The sequence below is a fragment of the Delftia deserti genome, assembly GCF_042653485.1.
In the GTDB taxonomy this organism is placed as follows: Bacteria; Pseudomonadota; Gammaproteobacteria; order Burkholderiales; family Burkholderiaceae_C; genus Comamonas; species Comamonas acidovorans.
The window spans coordinates 4,095,721-4,112,436 of sequence record NZ_JBHSIH010000001.1; the positions used below are offsets into that span (position 1 = coordinate 4,095,721).

Below are 16,716 nucleotides of genomic sequence, written 5' to 3' on the forward strand. Positions count from 1 at the left end.
CGCAGATGGAACCACATGACTACCTGGAAAAACACCCGCGACTGGCTGGAAACACTGGTCGCATTCGACACCACCAGCCGCAACTCCAACCTGGCGCTGATCGAGTGTGTACGCGATGAGTTGGCCACGCTGGGCGTGAGTGCCCGATTGTTCCACTCTCCGGACGGCGCCAAGGCCAATCTCTTCGCCACTTTGCCGGCCAGCAATGGCGAAACGCAGGGCGGCATCGTGCTGTCCGGCCATACCGATGTGGTCCCGGTCGATGGCCAGCAGTGGAGCACCAACCCCTTTGCGCTCACCGAAAAGGGCGGGCGCCTCTATGGGCGCGGCAGCTGCGACATGAAGGGCTTCATCGCCGCCTCGCTGGCGCTGGTGCCCGAATTCCTGGCCACGCAGCGCGCCAGGCCCGTGCACCTGGCCTTCTCGTACGACGAGGAAATCGGCTGCGCGGGCGCGCCCGTGATGATCAACCAGCTCAAGGCCGGGGGCGCGCGCTTCGACGGCTGCGTGGTCGGCGAGCCCACCAGCATGCAGGTCGTGGTGGCGCACAAGGGCATCAACCTCTACCGCTGCCGCGTGCACGGCAAGGCCGCGCACTCGTCGCTCACGCCGCGCGGCAGCAATGCCATCGAATACGCAGCGCGGCTGATCTGTCGCATCCGGGACATCGCCGACCACTTCAAGGCGCACGGCCCCTACGACGAATTCTTCGACGTACCCTTCACCACCATGACCACCAACCAGATCCAGGGTGGCATCGCGGTCAACACCATCCCCGAGCTGTGCGAATTCGCCTATGAATTCCGCAACCTGCCCGGCATGTCGGTGGATGGCATCCATGCCCAGGTCGAGTCCTATGTGCGCGACGAACTGCTGCCGCGCATGCGCGCCGAATTCGCCGACGCGCGCATCGAGATCGAGACCGGTGCCAGCGCGCCTGCGCTGGAAGCCTCGGAGGAAGCCGCCATCACCCAGCTGGTGCGCGCGCTGACCGCCGACCAGGAAAAGCGCAAGGTGGCCTACGGCACCGAGGCCGGCCTGTTCCACAACGCCGGCATTCCCACCGTGGTCTGCGGCCCCGGCTCCATCGAGCAGGCGCACAAGCCCGACGAGTTCGTCGAGCTGGCCCAGCTCGACGCCTGCGAGCGCTTCCTCAGCAAAATGGGCACGAGTCTGTGATCACCCCCTGAGTCGCTTCGCGCCTTCCCCCTCTCTTCGGAGGGGGGCGTACGGGCAGCCGGCGACACCCTTGCTGCGGGGCGGCGCGGCCGGCGTAGGCCCTTGCTCGGTGTCCCTCGCCTTGGGGGCGCGGGAGTTTCGAGGTCAAACTCAAGAAATCTCGTCTTGCCCCGCTCAGCGCACCGGGATGGCGATGGGCCGCAGCGGCGCGGCGTCGCCGCCGCGGATCTTGAGCGGGCCGCCGATGAAGGCGAACTCGTAGACCTTGTCGCGCGACAGATCGTCCAGCGCCACCAGCTCCATGATGGGCACTCCCTTTTGCGCCAGCAGGTAGCTGTGCAGCGGTACGTAGTCGTCGTCCACCTCGGACGGGAACGTCTCCAGGCTCAGGTTGTCGGCGCCCACGATCATGGCGCCGCCTTCCTCCACCAGGAAGCGCGCGGCATCCAGGCCCAGGCCCGGCGGCTTGGCCATGTAGGCCTGGGGCTGGCCGTAGAGCTTCATGCGGCCCGTGCGCACCAGCACGATGTCGCCCTCCTGCAGCGTCACCTTCTGGCGTGCCAGCGCATCCTTGAGGTCCTGGCGCGTGATGCGGTACTGGTCGGGCAGCATCTCCAGGCCCTTGGCGGCCGCCACGTCGATCAGCACGCCGCGCGCCACCAGCGGCGGGAATTTCTCTATGCCCGTGCGCTGCCAGCCCCGGTCGCCCAGATGCTGGTCGGCGCTGAAGCCGTTCCAGATCCTGCCGCGTATGCCGAAGTGGTTGAGCGCATCGATGTGCGTGCCCGTATGGCTGTACATGGAAAACGCCGTGCCCGTGTAGCTGCGCGTGGCGTTCATGTCCTTGCCCACGTTCATCGGGTCGTCCACCACGGTGCCGCGCGGCGTGTGCGTCATCCAGAACTGGTAGTGCGGATCGCCCGCGTCCTGCCAGCTGGGCATGCCCACGTAGTACTCGGTGGCCAGGTCATAGACCTGCCCGCCCGTGATGCGCTGCAGGATGGCCGCGCGCGAGGCCGGCGTGATCAGGTTCAGGCGGCCGATCTCGTCGGCCGGCCCCCAGGCGCTGGTCCCCACGTCCTGGCGTGCGCCGGCCGGCGGCTCGTGGCCGCCATGGGCCTGGGCCGCGGTGCCTGCGAAGGCGGCGGCCAGGGCGATCACGAGAGAGTGCAGCGCCATGCGGCGAGCGAAGCGTTGGAGAGTCATGGGAAAAGTCCTTGGTCTGCTGAAAAAGGGCGCGCATGCCGCGCGCGAGGGAAGGCGGGAAAACGCCGATGAAAAAAGCAAAGACGGGGGCGCTCAGGCCGCCAGGAAGTGCAGCCGTTCGCGCAGCGCAGCCAGCGACTGGGTCTGCAGCGGCGGCAGGCCCGGCGCGATCAGCGTGGGAATGGAGCGCAGGCCCATGCGCTGCGCCAGCGCGCGGTCCTGGCGCACCTGCTCCAGCGCCTGGGCGCCTTCCATGCAGCCCGCGAAGGCATTGCGCTCGAAGCCCGTGCGCGTGGCGATGTCCAGCAGCACTTCGGCGTCGCCGATGTTGCGGTGCTCGCTCATGTGGGCGTGCTGGATGGCGTCGAACAGATCCCAGTGCGCGTCATCGCCGCCCAGGATCTGGGCCGCCTGGCAGGCCAGTGCGCCGGCCATGCCGCTGGGGTACTCGAAGGCCTCGCGGCGCATGCCCTCGATGTCGATGCGGTCTTCGTCGTCATGCTCCGCGCAGGCCTGCCAGTGCTCCAGGATGACCTGCTTGGCGCGCTCCATGGAGCCGAAGGCCGCCACCATCTCGGCGCGCGAGGCCTGCAGCACGAAGCTGCGGTGGCGCACGCGCAGGCCCAGCTCGCGCGCCACCTGGCGCAGGCGTGGCGACATGACGTAGCACCAGCCGCAGACCACGTCATGGAAGAAGTCGATGGCGGGGGCGACGGCGGGCGCCGCAGCAGGCGCCGCCTGCAGGGCCTGCTGCGGCGAGGGGGCCGCCGCATCCTGCGCGGGCAGGGCGCAGGAAAAATCATTGCATTGCGTCATGCTTGTGTCCTTCATGGCTGTGATGGACGGCAAGCGTAGGCCGCAGGCCTCGCGCCAGTAAGGGGCGCGCGCTTGAGGAACTCTTAACGCGGCGTCAACAATCCTCGCCCATGGCGGCAGGCAGCTCCTCGGCCAGGAAGTCCACGAAGGCGCGCACCTTGGGCAGCAGGTGGCGCTGCGTGGGATAGACCGCGTAGACATGGCGGGCCTGCGCGGCCTGGTCCGCAAGGTCCAGTGCGACCAGCTGGCCTGCCGCAATCGCCGGCCGCGCCAGGAACGAGGGCAGGGCGCCAATGCCCAGGCCCGCCACCAGCAGGTCGCGCAGCATCAGGCTGTTGTTGACGTTGGCGCGCGCCTCGGACGGCGCCTGGGGGCTCTCGCCCGCTTCGCGGGGCGCATGCGCCAGGCTGTAGTTCAGCAGCGCATGGCCGCGCAGCCCGGCGGCACTGGCCGGGCGGCCATGCGCCTGCAGATAGGACGGGGCCGCGCACAGCATCTGTGACAGCGAGGCCAGGCGCCGCGCGATCAGCGAGGAGTCCGCCAGCTCCGCGCTCAGGCGGATGGACACATCGAAGCCCTGGCCTACGGCATCCACCAGCCGGTCTTCCATGGACAGGTCGATCTGCAGCTGCGGATGGCGCTGCATGAAGCGCGCCAGCAGCGGCGACAGCGTGCTCAGCGCAAACGACAGCGGCGCATTCACGCGCAGCCGACCGGCCACCTGCTGCGACTGCGCGCGCACCGACTGCTCCAGCGCATCGAATTCATCGAGCAGCCTGCAGCACTCTGCGTAGTAGGCCTGGCCCGTGTCGGTCAGGCTCATGCGGCGCGTGGTGCGCTGCAGCAGCACGGCGCCCAGATGGGCTTCGAGCGCGCGCAGCTGCTTGCTCAGCGCGGCCGAGGACAGGTCCAGAGCGTCGGCCGCCTTGGCGATGGAGCCCAGTTCTACGATGCGCCGGAAGGCGCGCAAGGGGGTCAGCGTATCCATGGGAAAAAGCAAAGAGTGGCGCGCAGCGTAGCAGGCCGCTCGGGTTTGCCGGGGCATGCCTGCGGGGGCAGGGGCGACAATCGCCAGGTACGGCGCGCCCGCCGCGCCCCTTTGTCTTCACCGAATCTGTTCAATCCCATGCCCCAGACCACTCCCGCCTGCCCCCAGTGCGGCCTTGAAAACACCTATCCCGACGCCGCCAGCTACATCTGCCCCGACTGCGCCTTCGAATGGCCCATGCAGGCCGATGAAGAGGTCAGCGAAGCCGCCGCGGGCGACGGCATCGTGCGCGACGCCAACGGCAATGCGCTGGCCGATGGCGATGCGGTGATCCTGGTCAAGGACCTCAAGGTAAAGGGCTCGTCCACCGTGCTCAAGAAGGGCAGCAAGATCAAGGGCATCCGCCTGGTCGATGGTGCCGACGGCCACAACGTGGACTGCAAGACCGAACTGGGCTCCATGCTGCTCAAGTCGGAGTTCCTCAAGAAGGCCTGAGCATGCTGGCGCTGTCGCTTGCGGTATCGGCGGTCCTCGGACTGCTGGCGCTGTGGGTGTTTGCGCCCCTGTTCATTGCGCTGACCGCGGGCGCGGTGGTGGCCCTGCTGCTGCTGGCCCTGGCTGGCCGTACGGCACGCACAGGCCACACGGGCCGCACCGCGCGCACCCTGCCCGTGGCGGGCTGGTGGGCCGTTGCGCTGTGTGCCGGCGCGGCCTGCGTGGCCATGCTGGTGCTGCTGCCCGACCGGCTCGATGGCGCGCCCTTCCTCGCCTTCGGCATGGGCCTGCTGGCGGCCACCTGCGCGGGGGCGCTGGTCTGGCTGACGGGCTGGCTGATCGCCGGGCGGCAGCCTGTGCCGGTGTCATGGTGGACCGGATCGGCCCTGGCCGGCCTGGGCGCCTTCCTCGCCCTGCTGCTGGGCGGCCCCGACACGGCGGGCTGGATGGCCTGGCGCGACCAGCTGCGCGGCTACGAGGCCGTGCCGCTGCGCATCGTGCTGGCCGAAGCGCCCACGGCGCAGCGCGAGCAGGCCCTGGCCGAACTGCTGCAGCCCTTGCTGGAGCAGGGCAGCCGTGCCGTCCGCCATCGCCAGTCCACGCGCTTCGGCAACTCGGTAGAGCACTCCGTGGTGCCCGCCCGCTATCGCTTCGATGGCAGGCTGCTGGAGATCATGCTGGCCGAGAAGCCACCCGCGCCCCTGCTCAGTGCCCATGTCGCTTTGCTGGAGCAGTTCGCCGCCAGCGGCCCGGCCCAGGCGGGCCAGACGCCTTCCTGGCTGATGCTGGCCAGCGCCCAATGCCTGCCGCCGCCACGCCTGCGCGAACTGTCGCGCCTGCTGGGCCAGGGCAGCGAGCTGCTGGCCCGCGCGCGGCGCTGCGCGCAGCAGCGCTCGGCGCAATTGCAGCGTCTGTGGCCGCTGCTGGCCGGCAGCGTCGAGCGCGTGGAGGTGGGCGAGGCGCGGCGCTTTCATCCGTGGCTCGGCCTGCAGGGCTGGAAGGCTGTGGCACCTTCCGAAAATCCGGAGCCTTAGGCGGGCTCCACGTCCTTCCACTGGCCGGGCTCCAGGCCGTCCAGCGTGTAAGGCCCGATGGCTGCGCGCACCAGCCGCAGCGTGGGGTGGCCAATGGCCGCCGTCATGCGGCGCACCTGGCGGTTGCGGCCTTCGCGGATGACCAGTTCGATCCAGCAGTCGGGAATGTTCTGGCGCACGCGGATGGGCGGGTCGCGCTGCCACAGCACGGGCGGTGGCTCCAGCCGGCGCGCCTGCGCGGGCAGCGTCATGCCGTCGTTGAGCTGCACGCCCTGGCGCAGCGCCTGCAGCGCGGCCTCGTCGGGCAGTCCCTCGACCTGTACCCAGTAGGTCTTTTCCATCTTGAAGCGCGGATCGGCGATGCGCGCCTGCAGCGGCCCGTCATTGGTCAGCAGCAGCAGTCCTTCGCTGTCGGCGTCGAGACGGCCTGCCGCATGCACGCCGGGGACGTCGATGAACTCCTTGAGCCCGCGCCAGCGCCCCTCGGGCGTGAACTGGCTCAGCACGCCGTAAGGCTTGTTGAAGCACAGCAGGCGCGAGGGGCCGGTGTCGGGCCTGTCGGCGAAGGCCGGGCGGGGTCGCAGGGCAGGGCCGGCAGCCGCGCGCAAGGGGGGGCGTTTTCTGGGTTGCATGGACCAGGGGATTGTCGGGCCTTCAGGCCGGAGGCTGGGGATAGACCGCCCGCACGCACTCCAGCCAGGCCCGCGCCGCACGCGACAGGTAGCCGCTGCGCCACAGCTGCACCACGTCCCAGCGCAGTTCAGGCCCCATCAGCGGGCGGCTGGACACGCGCTGCGGGTCGAAGCGCGCGATCACATGCTCGAACATCACGGCCACGCCCACGCCTTCGGCCACCAGGTCGCCGATGAAGTCCCAGTAGCGCGTCTCCAACCGCACCTGGGGGCTGAAGCCGGCTGCCGCGCAGCGCTGCAGCACGGCCTGGTGCAGCGCGAAGTCCGAGGTGTAGAAGACGAAGGGCCGCTGCGCCAGTTCGCTCCAGCGCACCGGGGCCTCGGGGTCGGGCACCTCGTGCGCGGCAAAGGCCACGCGCGTGCGCTGGTGGGCGATGGTGCAGTACTCCAGCCCTTCGCTGGCCGGATCGCCCGAGGGGTCGCCGCCCTCCTGCCCCGTGCCGTGCAGGCCCAGCGCCATGTCCAGCCGGCCGTCCAGCAGCAGCTGGCGCTGGGCACGCGCGCCCTGCTCCTGCACATGCAGATGGACGCCCGGGTGCCGTTGCTGGAACCGCGCGATCACGGGCGCCATGTAGTGCCCGGCCGTGGGCATGATGCCCACGCTGAGGCTGCCGCGCGCGATGCCATCGACCTCGGCCACCTCCTGCAGCAGCTGGCGCGACTGCTCCAGCACCTGCAGGCCGCGCGCATAGACCACCTGGCCCGCGTCGGTCAGCTGCACGCCGCGCCCCTCGCGCAGCAGCAGCGGGCCGCCCAGTTCATCCTCCAGCGCCCGCACCATCTTGCTGATGGTGGGCTGGGTCACGTGCAAGGCCTCGGCCGCGCGCGTGAAGCCATTGCAGCGCACGACCTCGACGAAGTACCGCAGTGCGCGCAGGTCCATGGGAATTCCTTCTGTGCATGGGAAAAATGAAGATTATTCATTTTACGAATCTTGGTGCAAACCCTAGGATTGCGCCATGTCAAAGATTTCCGTCCTGCCCACCCTGCGTCCGCAGGCGCTGCTGCAACGCGGCTGGCCGCTGCTGCGCGGCGTGCTGCAGGTGGGCCTGCTCAGCGCCATCTGGGTGTCCATGGAGGCCGTTCGCGCGCATTTCGGCTGGGGCATGCCGGCCGGGCTGATCGGCTTCGCGCTGCTGGCCACGGGCCTGTTCAGCGGGCTGGTCAAGGCGCGCTGGCTGCAGGGCGGCACCCACTGGCTGCTGGCCGAGATGCTGCTGTTCTTCGTGCCCGCCATGCTGGTGGTCACCGAATACACCGACCTGATCCAGCACCAGGGCCTGCGCATCCTGGGCGTCATCGTGGCCAGCACGGCCTGCGTGATGGCCGCCACGGCGCTGGCCGTGGACCGCGTCTACCGGCTGGAGCTGTGGCTGGCCCGGCGCCGCTCCACGCGCGCCGGGCTGCGCAGGGAGCAGGAGTGAACGCCATGTCCGACCAAGCCGTAGGCCTGCTGTCGCTGCTGGCCACGCTGGCCTGCTATGCGGCCAACAAGCGCGTGTACCGCCGCCATCCCCATCCGCTGCTCATGCCCATCGTCGCCACGCCCATGGTGCTGATCGCGCTGGCGCTGCTGACCCATGTGCGCTACCCGCAGTACATCGCCCAGACGCACTGGCTGGTCTGGCTGCTGGGCCCCACCACGGTGGCCTTTGCGCTGCCCCTGCACGAAAACCGCCACTTGCTGCGCAAGCACTGGATGTCGATCGCCACCGGCGTGCTCGTGGCCAGTGGCGTGTCCATTGCCACCACCATCTGGTTCGCACAGGCCTTCGGACTGCCCGTGGACCTGCAAAAGGGCCTGGCCGTGCGCTCGGTGACCACGCCTTTCGCCATCGAGGCCGAACGCGTGCTGGGCGGCCCCACCGACCTGGCGGCCCTGTTCGTCCTGCTGACCGGGGTCAGCGGCATGCTCATGGGCGAGACCATCCTGCGGCTGCTGCCGCGCGTGCGCAGCAAGCTGGCCGCAGGGGCCATCCTGGGCGGTGCGGCGCATGGAAGCGGCGTGGCGAAGGCGCGGCAGTTCGGGCAGGTGCAGACGGTTGTTGCCTCGTTGGTGATGATGATCGCGGGGGCTCTGAATGTCTTGCTGGCGCCTTGGGTGAAGCTGCTGTTTTTCTGATGGTTTGTTTTTGATCCTGCCGGGTGCCTGTTTTTCGAGTCCGGAAGAAGGCGGCCCGAATGCCCGAGTCCCTCCGCTTCGCGGCGGGTGCGTTCATCCGGGCAATTGTCGCGGGCCTTCGCTTGGTTCGGCCTGCTCTCTTTTTCAGGCCAGCGTATACGCCGTCTTCACCGTCGTATAGAACTCCTGCGCATAGCGGCCCTGCTCGCGCGGGCCGTAGCTGCTGCCCTTGCGGCCGCCAAACGGCACGTGGTAGTCCACGCCGGCCGTGGGCAGGTTGACCATGACCATGCCGGCCTGGCTGTGGCGCTTGAAGTGGGTGGCGTGCTTGAGGCTGGTGGTGGCAATGCCTGCGGCCAGGCCGAAGGGCGTGTCGTTGGCCACGGCCAGGGCTTCTTCGTAGTCCTTGACGCGGATGACGCTGGCCACGGGGCCGAAGACTTCCTCGCGGTTGATGCGCATGGCGGCCTGGGTGTCCACGAACAGGGTGGGCGCCATGTAGTAGCCCTTGTTGCCGCTGCCGGTGTGGCAGGCGGCGGCTGCGCCGCCCGCAGCCAGCACGGCGCCTTCGGCCTTGGCGATTTCCACGTAGCTCAGGTCCTGCTCCAGCTGGGCCTGGCTGACCACGGGGCCCATGTCGGTGCCTGCGGCGCGGGCGTCGCCCACCTTGATCCTGGCCATGCGGGCCTGCAGGGCCTCGATGAAGGCGGGGTAGATCCTGTCGGTGACGATGAGGCGGCTCGATGCCGTGCAGCGCTGGCCCGTGGAGTAGAAGCCGCTTTGCGCGGACAGCTCCACGGCCTGGGTGAGGTCGGCGTCGTCCAGCACGATCTGCGGGTTCTTGCCGCCCATCTCCAGCTGCACCTTCTTGCCGCTTTCCACGCAGGCGCGGGCAATGCCGCTGCCCACGCCGACGGAGCCGGTGAAGCTGATGGCGGCCACGTCGCTGTGGCGCACCAGGGCATCACCGATGACGCGGCCCGGGCCCATGACGAGGTTGAAGACGCCGGCCGGAATGCCCGAGCGGTGAATGATGTCGGCCAGCGCCCAGGCGCTGCCGGGCACGAGGTCGGCGGGCTTCAGGACCACGCAGTTGCCGAAGGCCAGGGCCGGGGCGATCTTCCAGGCGGGAATGGCGATGGGGAAGTTCCACGGCGTGATCAGGCCCACCACGCCGACGGGCTCGCGCGTGATTTCCACGCCGATGCCGGGGCGCACGGAGGGCAGGGTCTCGCCGGCCAGGCGCAGGCATTCACCCGCGAAGAACTTGAAGATCTGGCCTGCGCGGCCGACTTCGCCAATGGCTTCGGGGCGGGTCTTGCCTTCCTCGCGCGCCAGCAGGTCGCCCAGCTCTTCCTTGCGGGCCAGGATTTCGTTGCCGATCCTGTCCAGGGCGTCGTGGCGGGCCTGGATGCCCGAGGTGCTCCAGGCGGGAAAGGCCGCGGCCGCCGCGGCGATGGCGGCTTCCACATCGGCGGCATTGCCCTGGGCGTACTCGCCGATCACATCGGACAGGTCGCTGGGGTTGGTGTTGGCGCTGTAGCCGTCGGCGGCCTTCCATTGGCCGTTGATGAGGTTGTCGTAGCGGGACATGAGGTGCTCCGGGAAAGGGGTAACGGAAGGAAGGGGTCAGCGGACCATGCAGGGGCGCTTGTTGTCGAAGGTCCAGCCCGGGATCAGGTATTGCATGGCCATGGCGTCATTGCGCGCTCCCAGGCCGTGCTCCAGGTACAGGGCGTTGGCGCGCTGCAGCGCGGCGCGGTCCACGGTGACGCCCAGGCCCGGGGTCTTGGGCACCTCGACGAAGCCGCCCTTGATCTGCAGCGGGTTCTGGGTGAGGTACTGGCCGTCCTGCCAGATCCAGTGCGTGTCGATGGCCGTGACCTTGCCGGGCACGGCGGCGGCCACGTGGGTGAACATGGCCAGCGAGATGTCGAAGTGGTTGTTGGAGTGCGATCCCCAGGTCAGGCCCCAGTCGCGGCAGGTCTGGCCCACGCGCACGGAGCCGGCCATGGTCCAGAAATGCGGGTCGGCCAGCGGGATGTCCACGGACTGCAGCGACAGCGCGTGCACCATCTGGCGCCAGTCGGTGGCGATCATGTTGGTGGCCGTGGGCAGGCCCGTGGCGCGGCGGAATTCGGCCATGACTTCGCGGCCCGAGAAACCGTTCTCGGCGCCGCAGGGGTCTTCGGCATAGGCGAGCACGCCGTGCATGTCGCGCATGAGGCGGATGGCGTCCTTGAGCAGCCAGCCGCCGTTGGGGTCCAGCGTGACGCGCGCCTGCGGGAAGCGCCTGGCCAGCGCGGTGACGGCCTCCACCTCCTGCTCGCCGGCCAGCACGCCGCCCTTGAGCTTGAAGTCGTTGAAGCCGTAGCGCGCATGCGCCGCCTCGGCCTGGCGCACGATGGCGGCCGGGTCCATGGCGGTCATGTGGCGCACCTGCGTCCAGTCGTCGCTGCCGCTTTGGTCTTCGCCGGGCTGGACGTAGGGCAGGTCGGTCTTGTCGGTGGGGCCGGTGAAGAACAGGTAGCCCAGCATCTCCACGCGGTCGCGCTGCTGGCCTTCGCCCAGCAGGGCCGCCACGGGCACGCCCAGGTGCTGGCCCAGCAGGTCCAGCAGGGCCGATTCCACGGCGGTGACGGCATGCACGGCAATGCGCAGATCGAAGGTCTGCAGGCCGCGCCCGCCCGTGTCGCGCCCGGCCAGGGCCTGCTGCAGGTTCTGCAGCAGCTTCAGGTGGTTGCCCACGGACTGGCCGATGAGCAGCGCCTTGCTGTCCTCCAGCGCCTGGCGTATGCCTTCGCCGCCAGGCACCTCGCCCACACCGGTGTGGCCCGAGCTGTCGTGCACGAGCACGATGTTGCGCGTGAAGTAGGGCGCATGCGCGCCGCTGAGGTTCATGAGCATGCCGTCGCGGCCGGCGACGGGAATGACTTCGATCTCGGTGATGGTCGGGGTGGAGGACATGGCGTGCTCTTGGATCGTTTGGATCGGTCTCTGGGAAAAAACGGCTATGCGGCGGCGGTGGCCGCCTGCTGCGCGGCGGACCACGGCACCTCGGCCTCGGGCCGGCCCGTGGCGATGAACTGCGCCAGGTTGCGCAGCACGAGGTCGGCCATGGCGCGGCGGGTTTCATGCGTGCCGCTGGCGATGTGGGGCGCAAGCACCACGTTGTCCTGCGACAGCAGCTCGGCATGGGGGCGTGGCTCGTCCTCGAACACATCCAGGCCCGCGCCCGCGATGCGGCCCTGCTGCAGGGCCTGGACCAGTGCGGCCTCGTCGACCACGCTGCCGCGTGCCACGTTGATCAGAAAGCCCTGCGGGCCCAGCGCGTCCAGCACCTCGGCGTTGACCAGGTGCTGCGTGCCGTCGCCGCCTGCGGCGGTGATGACGAGGAAGTCGCTCCAGCGTGCGAGTTCGAGCAGCGAGGGCTGGTAGAGGTGGGGCGATCCCTCGACCGGGCGGCGGTTGTGATAGGCCACCTCCATGTCGAAGCCGGCCGCGCGGCGCGCCACGGTGGAGCCGATGCGGCCCATGCCGAAGATGCCCAGGCGCTTGCCGCTGGCGCGCGTGCGGATGCCGAAGCGGCCTCGGCTCCAGTCGCCCCGGCGCACGAAGCGGTCGGACTCGCTCAGGCCACGCGCCGCATCCAGCAGCAGGGCGAAGGCCATGTCGGCCACGCAGTCGTCCAGCACGCCGGGCGTGTAGCCCACGCGGGCGCCCTGGCGCAGCAGGGACTCGCGGTCCAGCGCGTCGAAGCCCACGCCGAAGCTGCTCACGAAGCGCAGCCTGGGCAGGGCCTGCACCACGCTCGCGGGCACGCCCATGGCTGCCGAGGTGACCAGGTATTCGAACTGCGCGCCGTGCTCGGCGAGAAAGCGCTCGCGATTAGGCTGCTCGGACAGCAGCGTTACCTCATAGGCCTGAGCCAGCTCGGCATCGAGCTGGGGCAGTGGCATCTTGCCGAACTGGAGAACGCGTGGACGGGAGGTCGCCATGCCTTGGAATCCTTGGAACTTGCAGGGGCTGGAAGCCCCGGTGAAAAGGGCCTGCGTGGTGGCAGGCCTGCGGAGATGACCAGAGGCCAACCCGGATTTATCTCAGCTATCCCCTGTGCTCAATGTAGAAAGATCTGTTCAAAACTGGCGCACTCCAACATCAGGGACGCCGAGCAAGAGCCGCCTCGCGGCGGGGGCGCCCAGCCGAGGGCGTCGTCCCCCTCCCTTGCGAAGCAAGTAGAGAGGCGCCGTGCCACGGGGGGAAGGCGCGAAGCGACTCAGGGGGTGCCTCATTTCAATCAGCGGTGATTTTTCGGGTCTGGATCAGCTGCTTCCAGCGCTCCGACTCCTGGGCCTGGTAGCGCGTGAATTCCTCGGGCGTGTTGCCCACGATCTCCAGGCCCTGCTCCACGAAGCGCTTGCGGATGTCGGGCTGCTGCACGGAGGCGATGGCGGCCTTGGCAAGCTTGGCCTTCACATCGGCGGGCAGTCCCTTGGGCGCGGCCAGGCCTTGCCAGGAGTAGACCTCGGCGCCCTTGACGCCGGCCTCGGCCAGCGTGGGCACATCAGGCAGCACGGGCGAGCGCTGGCTGCCGGTCACGGCGATCGCATGCAGCTTGCCGCTGCGCAGATGGGGCAGCACGGCGTTGACGTTCTGGAACGAGAAGTCCACCTGGCCGCCGATCAGGTCCGTGATGGCCGGGGCGCCGCCCTTGTAGGGAACGTGCATGCCTTCGGTGCCGCTTTGCTGCCAGAACAGCTCGGCCGACAGATGGTCCGAGGAGCCGTTGCCCGAACTCGCGAAACTGATCTTGCCGGGGTTGGCCTTGAGCGCGGCGATGACCTCGGCCACGGTGCGGGCCTTCTGCGCGGGGCTGGCCACGAGCACGTTGGGCGCCTGCACGGGGATGGTGATGTAGTCGAAGTCCTTGCCTGCGTCATAGGGCACGTTCTTGACCAGGTGCGGCGTGACCACGAAAGGGCCCAGCGAGGCCACCAGCAGCGTGTAGCCATCGGCCGGTGCGCGCTTGACGGCGCCTGCGCCGATGGTGCCCGTGGCGCCCGGGCGGTTTTCCACCACGAAGGGCTTGCCCAGCTGCTCGCCCATGCTCAGGGCCATGGCGCGCGCCACGGTGTCGGTGGAGCCTCCGGCCGGGAAGGGCACGATGATGTTGACGGCCTTGTCCGGAAAGCTGCCGGCCGCCTGCGCCGTGAGGGCCAGTGCGGCACCCAGCGTGATCAGAATCTTCTTCATGTTCTTGTCTCCTGGGGGGCGCAAGGGCCGGACTGGCCCCTGCGTCCGGTCTTGTGGCTTATTGCGGGCCGAGCTTGTCGATCAGGGCCTTGAGCTCTTCCAGCTCGGAGGGCTTGAGGTCCGTCAGCGGGGCGCGCACGGGGCCTGCGTCGTGGCCGACCAGCTTGGCGCCGGCCTTGATGATGCTCACGCCGTAGCCTTCGACGCGGTTGCGGATCTTCAGGTAGGGCATGAAGAATTCCTTGAGCAGCTTGTGCTGCGTGGCCATGTCGTCGGTGCGCACGGCATCGTAGAACGCCATCGCCGTCCTGGGGATGAAGTTGAAGACGGCCGAGGAGTACACCGGCGTGCCCAGGGCCTTGTAGGCGGCCGCATAGACCTCGGCCGTGGGCAGGCCGCCCAGGTAGGCGAAGCGGTCGCCCATCTTCATGAAGATGGCGGACATGGTCTCGATGTTGCCCATGCCGTCCTTGAAGCCCACCAGGTTGGGGCAGCGCTCGGCCAGGATGGCCAGCGATTCTGGCGTGAAGCGGGTGCGGTCGCGGTTGTAGACGATGACGCCGAACTTCACGCTCTTGCAGACCTGCTCCACATGGGCGATCAGGCCTTCCTGGCCGGCTTCGGTCAGGTAGTGGGGCAGCAGCAGGACGCCGTGGGCACCCAGGCGCTCCGCCTCCTGGGCATGGGCAATGGCCGTGCGCGTGGGACCACCGGCGCCCGCGACGATGGGCACCTTGCCGCGGCAGGTGTCCACGGCGGTCTTGATGATCTGGCCGTATTCCTCGCCGTACAGCGAGAAGTACTCGCCCGTGCCGCCTGCCGCGAACAGCGCGCTGGCGCCGTAGGGGGCCAGCCATTCGAGGCGGGCCGCATAGCCCTTGGCATTGAAGTTGCCGTTGCTGTCGAAGTCCGTCACGGGGAAGGACAGCAGGCCGGAACTCATCACGTCTTTGAGGTCTTGGGGGGTCATGGTGCTCTCGGGAACAAGGGTGGGGAAGAAAGAAAAAAGGGTGGAATCAGTCGAGCTTCAAACCGGCTGTCTGAACCACTTTTTGCCAGCGCTGGCGCTCGGTGGTCAGGAAGCGCGCGGTCTCGGCGGGGTTCATGGTCACGACCTCGGCGCCCTGGCCCGTGAGGCGGGCGCGCACCTCGGGCGAGCGGATGGCGGTGATCAGGGCCTCATGCAGGCGCTGGACCACGGCCTCGGGCGTCTTGGCCGGAACGACCACGCCTTGCCAGGTGCCGGTCTCGAAGCCGGGCACGCCCTGCTCGGCGATGGTGGGCACGTTGGCGGCCAGCGGCATGCGCGTGCCCTTGGACAGGCCCAGCAGCTTGAGCTTGCCGCTTTGCACATGGGGGTAGGTGGCCAGCATGCCGTTCATCAGCACCTGGGTCTGGCCTGCCACCGTGTCCTGGATGGACTGCACGCCGCCCTTGTAGGGCACGTATTCCCAGCGGGCGCCCGTGGCGCGCGCCAGTTCCACGCCGGCCAGGTGCGGGGCGCTGCCCGTGGCGGTGACGGCAAAGCTCAGGTCTTCCTTCTTGGACAGGGCCACCAGCTCCTGCAGGTTGTTGGCCGGCACCGAGGGATGGACCACCAGCAGGTGGGGCGAGTAGGCCAGCATGGCCGTGCCGCGCAGGTCCCGGGACAGGTCGAAGGACAGCTTGGTGTAGAGCGAGGGCGAGATGGCCAGCGCACCCAGGTCGCACAGCATCAGCGTGTGGCCGTCGGGCTGGGCCTTGGCCACCATGTCGGCGCCCAGGTTGCCGTTGGCGCCGGGCTTGTTCTCGATGACCACGGGCTGCTTGAGTTCTGCCGACAGCAGCGGGCCGATGGCGCGCGCAATGATGTCCGAGCTGCCACCCGGCGGGTAGGGCACCACCAGGCGCAGCGGGCGCGTGGGCCAGTTGTTCTGGGCCAGCGCACCGGCGCCGGTGGCCACGAGGGCGGTGGCGCCAGCGGCGCGCAGGAACTGCTTTCGGCTCAGGGTCATGCTCTTGTCTCCGGGTTTTATGTTGTCAGTTGTCGTACAACTGAAGCCGATTTTCAACCGAGATCTGCAAGCAGTGATAAAGGGTTTTCCCTTGGTTGTCTGAATTCCCGTGGCAAGGCCATTGGCCCCGAAAGGCCCATGGGAGTATTCAGGAGGCGCTGGTCTTTTGCGCCAGGCGCAGGCGCTCGCGGCTGTTGGTCAGGTGGATGCGCATGGCCGCGCGGGCCGAGTCGGCATCCTGGCGCTCGATGGCGGCGAGGATTTCCTCATGCTCGCGGTTGACGCGGCGCAGGTAGTCGGGGTCGCGCTGGGGCTGGTGGATGGAGGCGATGCGCGTGCGCGGAATCAGCTGGGCGCCGAAGTGGCGCAGGATGTCGCCGAAGTAGCGGTTGCCTGTGGCCTCGGCGATCTGGGTGTGGAAGGCCAGGTCATGGGTCACCGTGTCCTCGCCGCGCGCAAAGGCGATCTCGAAGGCCTGCAGCGCCATGCGTATGCCCTGCAGTTGCTCGGGGCTGCGGCGCAGCGCGGCCAGGCCGGCGCTTTCGGTCTCCAGGCTGATGCGCAGCTCCAGCACGGCCATCACGTCCACGGCGGCCGTCAGCTCGTCGGCATTGAGCATCAGCGTGGATGCGGGCTGGGCGGCGCGCACGAAGGTGCCTATGCCGTGGCGCGTCTCCACCAGGCCCGAGGCCTGCAGGCGCGACAGCGCCTCGCGCACCACGGTGCGGCTGACTTCGTAGGTCTGCACCAGCGACGACTCCGTGGGCAGCTTCTCGCCTTCGGCCAGCAGGCCGTTGCGGATCTTGCTCGCGAACTCGTCGAACAGCAGGGCGGCCAGGTTGCGGCCGCTGCGACCGGACTTTCCTCGCAGGGGAAGCTCGATCGTTGGGGGTGATGCGGGAAATCCCTTTGCCGAACTTTCCATGGTGCTGATCAT

17 protein-coding genes are annotated in these 16,716 nt (G+C 68.8%); 5 read left to right on the forward strand and 12 right to left on the reverse strand.

From position 1 onward, the window contains the following. Nucleotides 1–15: 15 nt before the first annotated feature. Entirely contained in the window at nt 16–1,179 is a 1,164-nt protein-coding gene (argE, locus tag ACFPFG_RS19625; protein WP_380107898.1) for an acetylornithine deacetylase, read from the forward strand. 174 nt (nt 1,180–1,353) lie between these two features. Here the strand turns inward: argE and ACFPFG_RS19630 are convergent, their stop codons facing one another. The 3 genes from ACFPFG_RS19630 to ACFPFG_RS19640 form a co-directional block, all read right to left on the reverse strand. Further along, nucleotides 1,354–2,385, reverse strand: coding sequence for a cyclase family protein (locus tag ACFPFG_RS19630; RefSeq protein WP_220808847.1), 1,032 nt, complete (start codon nt 2,383–2,385; stop codon nt 1,354–1,356). A gap of 93 nt (nt 2,386–2,478) precedes the next feature. Then, nucleotides 2,479–3,201, reverse strand: coding sequence for a DsbA family oxidoreductase (locus tag ACFPFG_RS19635; protein WP_183021219.1), 723 nt, complete (start codon nt 3,199–3,201; stop codon nt 2,479–2,481). Between the two features lie 94 nt (nt 3,202–3,295). Next, nucleotides 3,296–4,189: a LysR family transcriptional regulator gene (locus ACFPFG_RS19640; RefSeq protein WP_046984421.1), complete on the reverse strand. Its 894-nt coding sequence runs from the start codon at nt 4,187–4,189 to the stop codon at nt 3,296–3,298. 138 nt (nt 4,190–4,327) lie between these two features. Here ACFPFG_RS19640 and ACFPFG_RS19645 point away from each other — a divergent pair, with 138 nt between their 5' ends. Together ACFPFG_RS19645 and ACFPFG_RS19650 are read left to right on the forward strand one after the other, a co-directional pair. After that, nucleotides 4,328–4,684: a zinc ribbon domain-containing protein YjdM gene (locus tag ACFPFG_RS19645; RefSeq protein WP_380107901.1), complete on the forward strand. Its 357-nt coding sequence runs from the start codon at nt 4,328–4,330 to the stop codon at nt 4,682–4,684. 2 nt (nt 4,685–4,686) lie between these two features. Then, on the forward strand, nt 4,687–5,718 hold the full coding sequence (locus ACFPFG_RS19650) for a hypothetical protein (RefSeq protein ID WP_380107903.1): 1,032 nt from the start codon (nt 4,687–4,689) through the stop codon (nt 5,716–5,718). Here ACFPFG_RS19650 and ACFPFG_RS19655 read toward each other — a convergent pair. Both ACFPFG_RS19655 and ACFPFG_RS19660 read right to left on the reverse strand, forming a co-directional pair. After that, the gene (locus tag ACFPFG_RS19655) at nt 5,715–6,350 is read right to left on the reverse strand and encodes a pseudouridine synthase (protein ID WP_312373631.1); all 636 of its coding nucleotides are present in this window, start codon (nt 6,348–6,350) and stop codon (nt 5,715–5,717) included. The two genes, ACFPFG_RS19650 and ACFPFG_RS19655, sit on opposite strands and share 4 nt — an antisense overlap. A gap of 22 nt (nt 6,351–6,372) precedes the next feature. Next, a complete protein-coding gene (locus ACFPFG_RS19660; protein WP_380107905.1) occupies nt 6,373–7,293 on the reverse strand; it encodes a LysR family transcriptional regulator in 921 nt (306 codons plus the stop codon). A 76-nt stretch (nt 7,294–7,369) separates the two neighbouring features. On the opposite strand from ACFPFG_RS19660, the gene ACFPFG_RS19665 reads away from it, so the two are divergent. Together ACFPFG_RS19665 and ACFPFG_RS19670 are read left to right on the forward strand one after the other, a co-directional pair. Then, nucleotides 7,370–7,834, forward strand: a complete 465-nt coding sequence (locus tag ACFPFG_RS19665) for a CidA/LrgA family protein (protein WP_380107907.1) — start codon at nt 7,370–7,372, stop codon at nt 7,832–7,834. A 5-nt stretch (nt 7,835–7,839) separates the two neighbouring features. Then, nucleotides 7,840–8,532 carry an LrgB family protein gene (locus ACFPFG_RS19670; RefSeq protein WP_183021237.1) on the forward strand — a complete coding sequence of 231 codons (693 nt, stop codon included), beginning with the start codon at nt 7,840–7,842 and terminating at the stop codon, nt 8,530–8,532. 144 nt (nt 8,533–8,676) lie between these two features. On the opposite strand, the gene ACFPFG_RS19675 is transcribed toward ACFPFG_RS19670, so the two are convergent. From ACFPFG_RS19675 to ACFPFG_RS19705, 7 genes are all read right to left on the reverse strand, one after another. After that, on the reverse strand, nt 8,677–10,125 hold the full coding sequence (locus tag ACFPFG_RS19675; RefSeq protein WP_312373634.1) for an aldehyde dehydrogenase family protein: 1,449 nt from the start codon (nt 10,123–10,125) through the stop codon (nt 8,677–8,679). Between the two features lie 36 nt (nt 10,126–10,161). Further along, nucleotides 10,162–11,499, reverse strand: coding sequence for an enolase C-terminal domain-like protein (locus ACFPFG_RS19680; RefSeq protein ID WP_380107910.1), 1,338 nt, complete (start codon nt 11,497–11,499; stop codon nt 10,162–10,164). A gap of 44 nt (nt 11,500–11,543) precedes the next feature. Then, nucleotides 11,544–12,530, reverse strand: coding sequence for a 2-hydroxyacid dehydrogenase (locus ACFPFG_RS19685; RefSeq protein ID WP_197954457.1), 987 nt, complete (start codon nt 12,528–12,530; stop codon nt 11,544–11,546). A gap of 295 nt (nt 12,531–12,825) precedes the next feature. After that, the gene (locus ACFPFG_RS19690; RefSeq protein WP_012202189.1) at nt 12,826–13,785 is read right to left on the reverse strand and encodes a Bug family tripartite tricarboxylate transporter substrate binding protein; all 960 of its coding nucleotides are present in this window, start codon (nt 13,783–13,785) and stop codon (nt 12,826–12,828) included. Between the two features lie 58 nt (nt 13,786–13,843). Continuing rightward, nucleotides 13,844–14,755 (reverse strand): 5-dehydro-4-deoxyglucarate dehydratase, encoded by a 912-nt coding sequence (kdgD, locus tag ACFPFG_RS19695; RefSeq protein WP_380107912.1) that lies wholly within the window; start codon nt 14,753–14,755, stop codon nt 13,844–13,846. 46 nt (nt 14,756–14,801) lie between these two features. Further along, nucleotides 14,802–15,779, reverse strand: a complete 978-nt coding sequence (locus ACFPFG_RS19700; protein ID WP_183021241.1) for a Bug family tripartite tricarboxylate transporter substrate binding protein — start codon at nt 15,777–15,779, stop codon at nt 14,802–14,804. Between the two features lie 148 nt (nt 15,780–15,927). Continuing rightward, the gene (locus ACFPFG_RS19705) at nt 15,928–16,716 is read right to left on the reverse strand and encodes a FadR/GntR family transcriptional regulator (RefSeq protein ID WP_380107914.1); all 789 of its coding nucleotides are present in this window, start codon (nt 16,714–16,716) and stop codon (nt 15,928–15,930) included.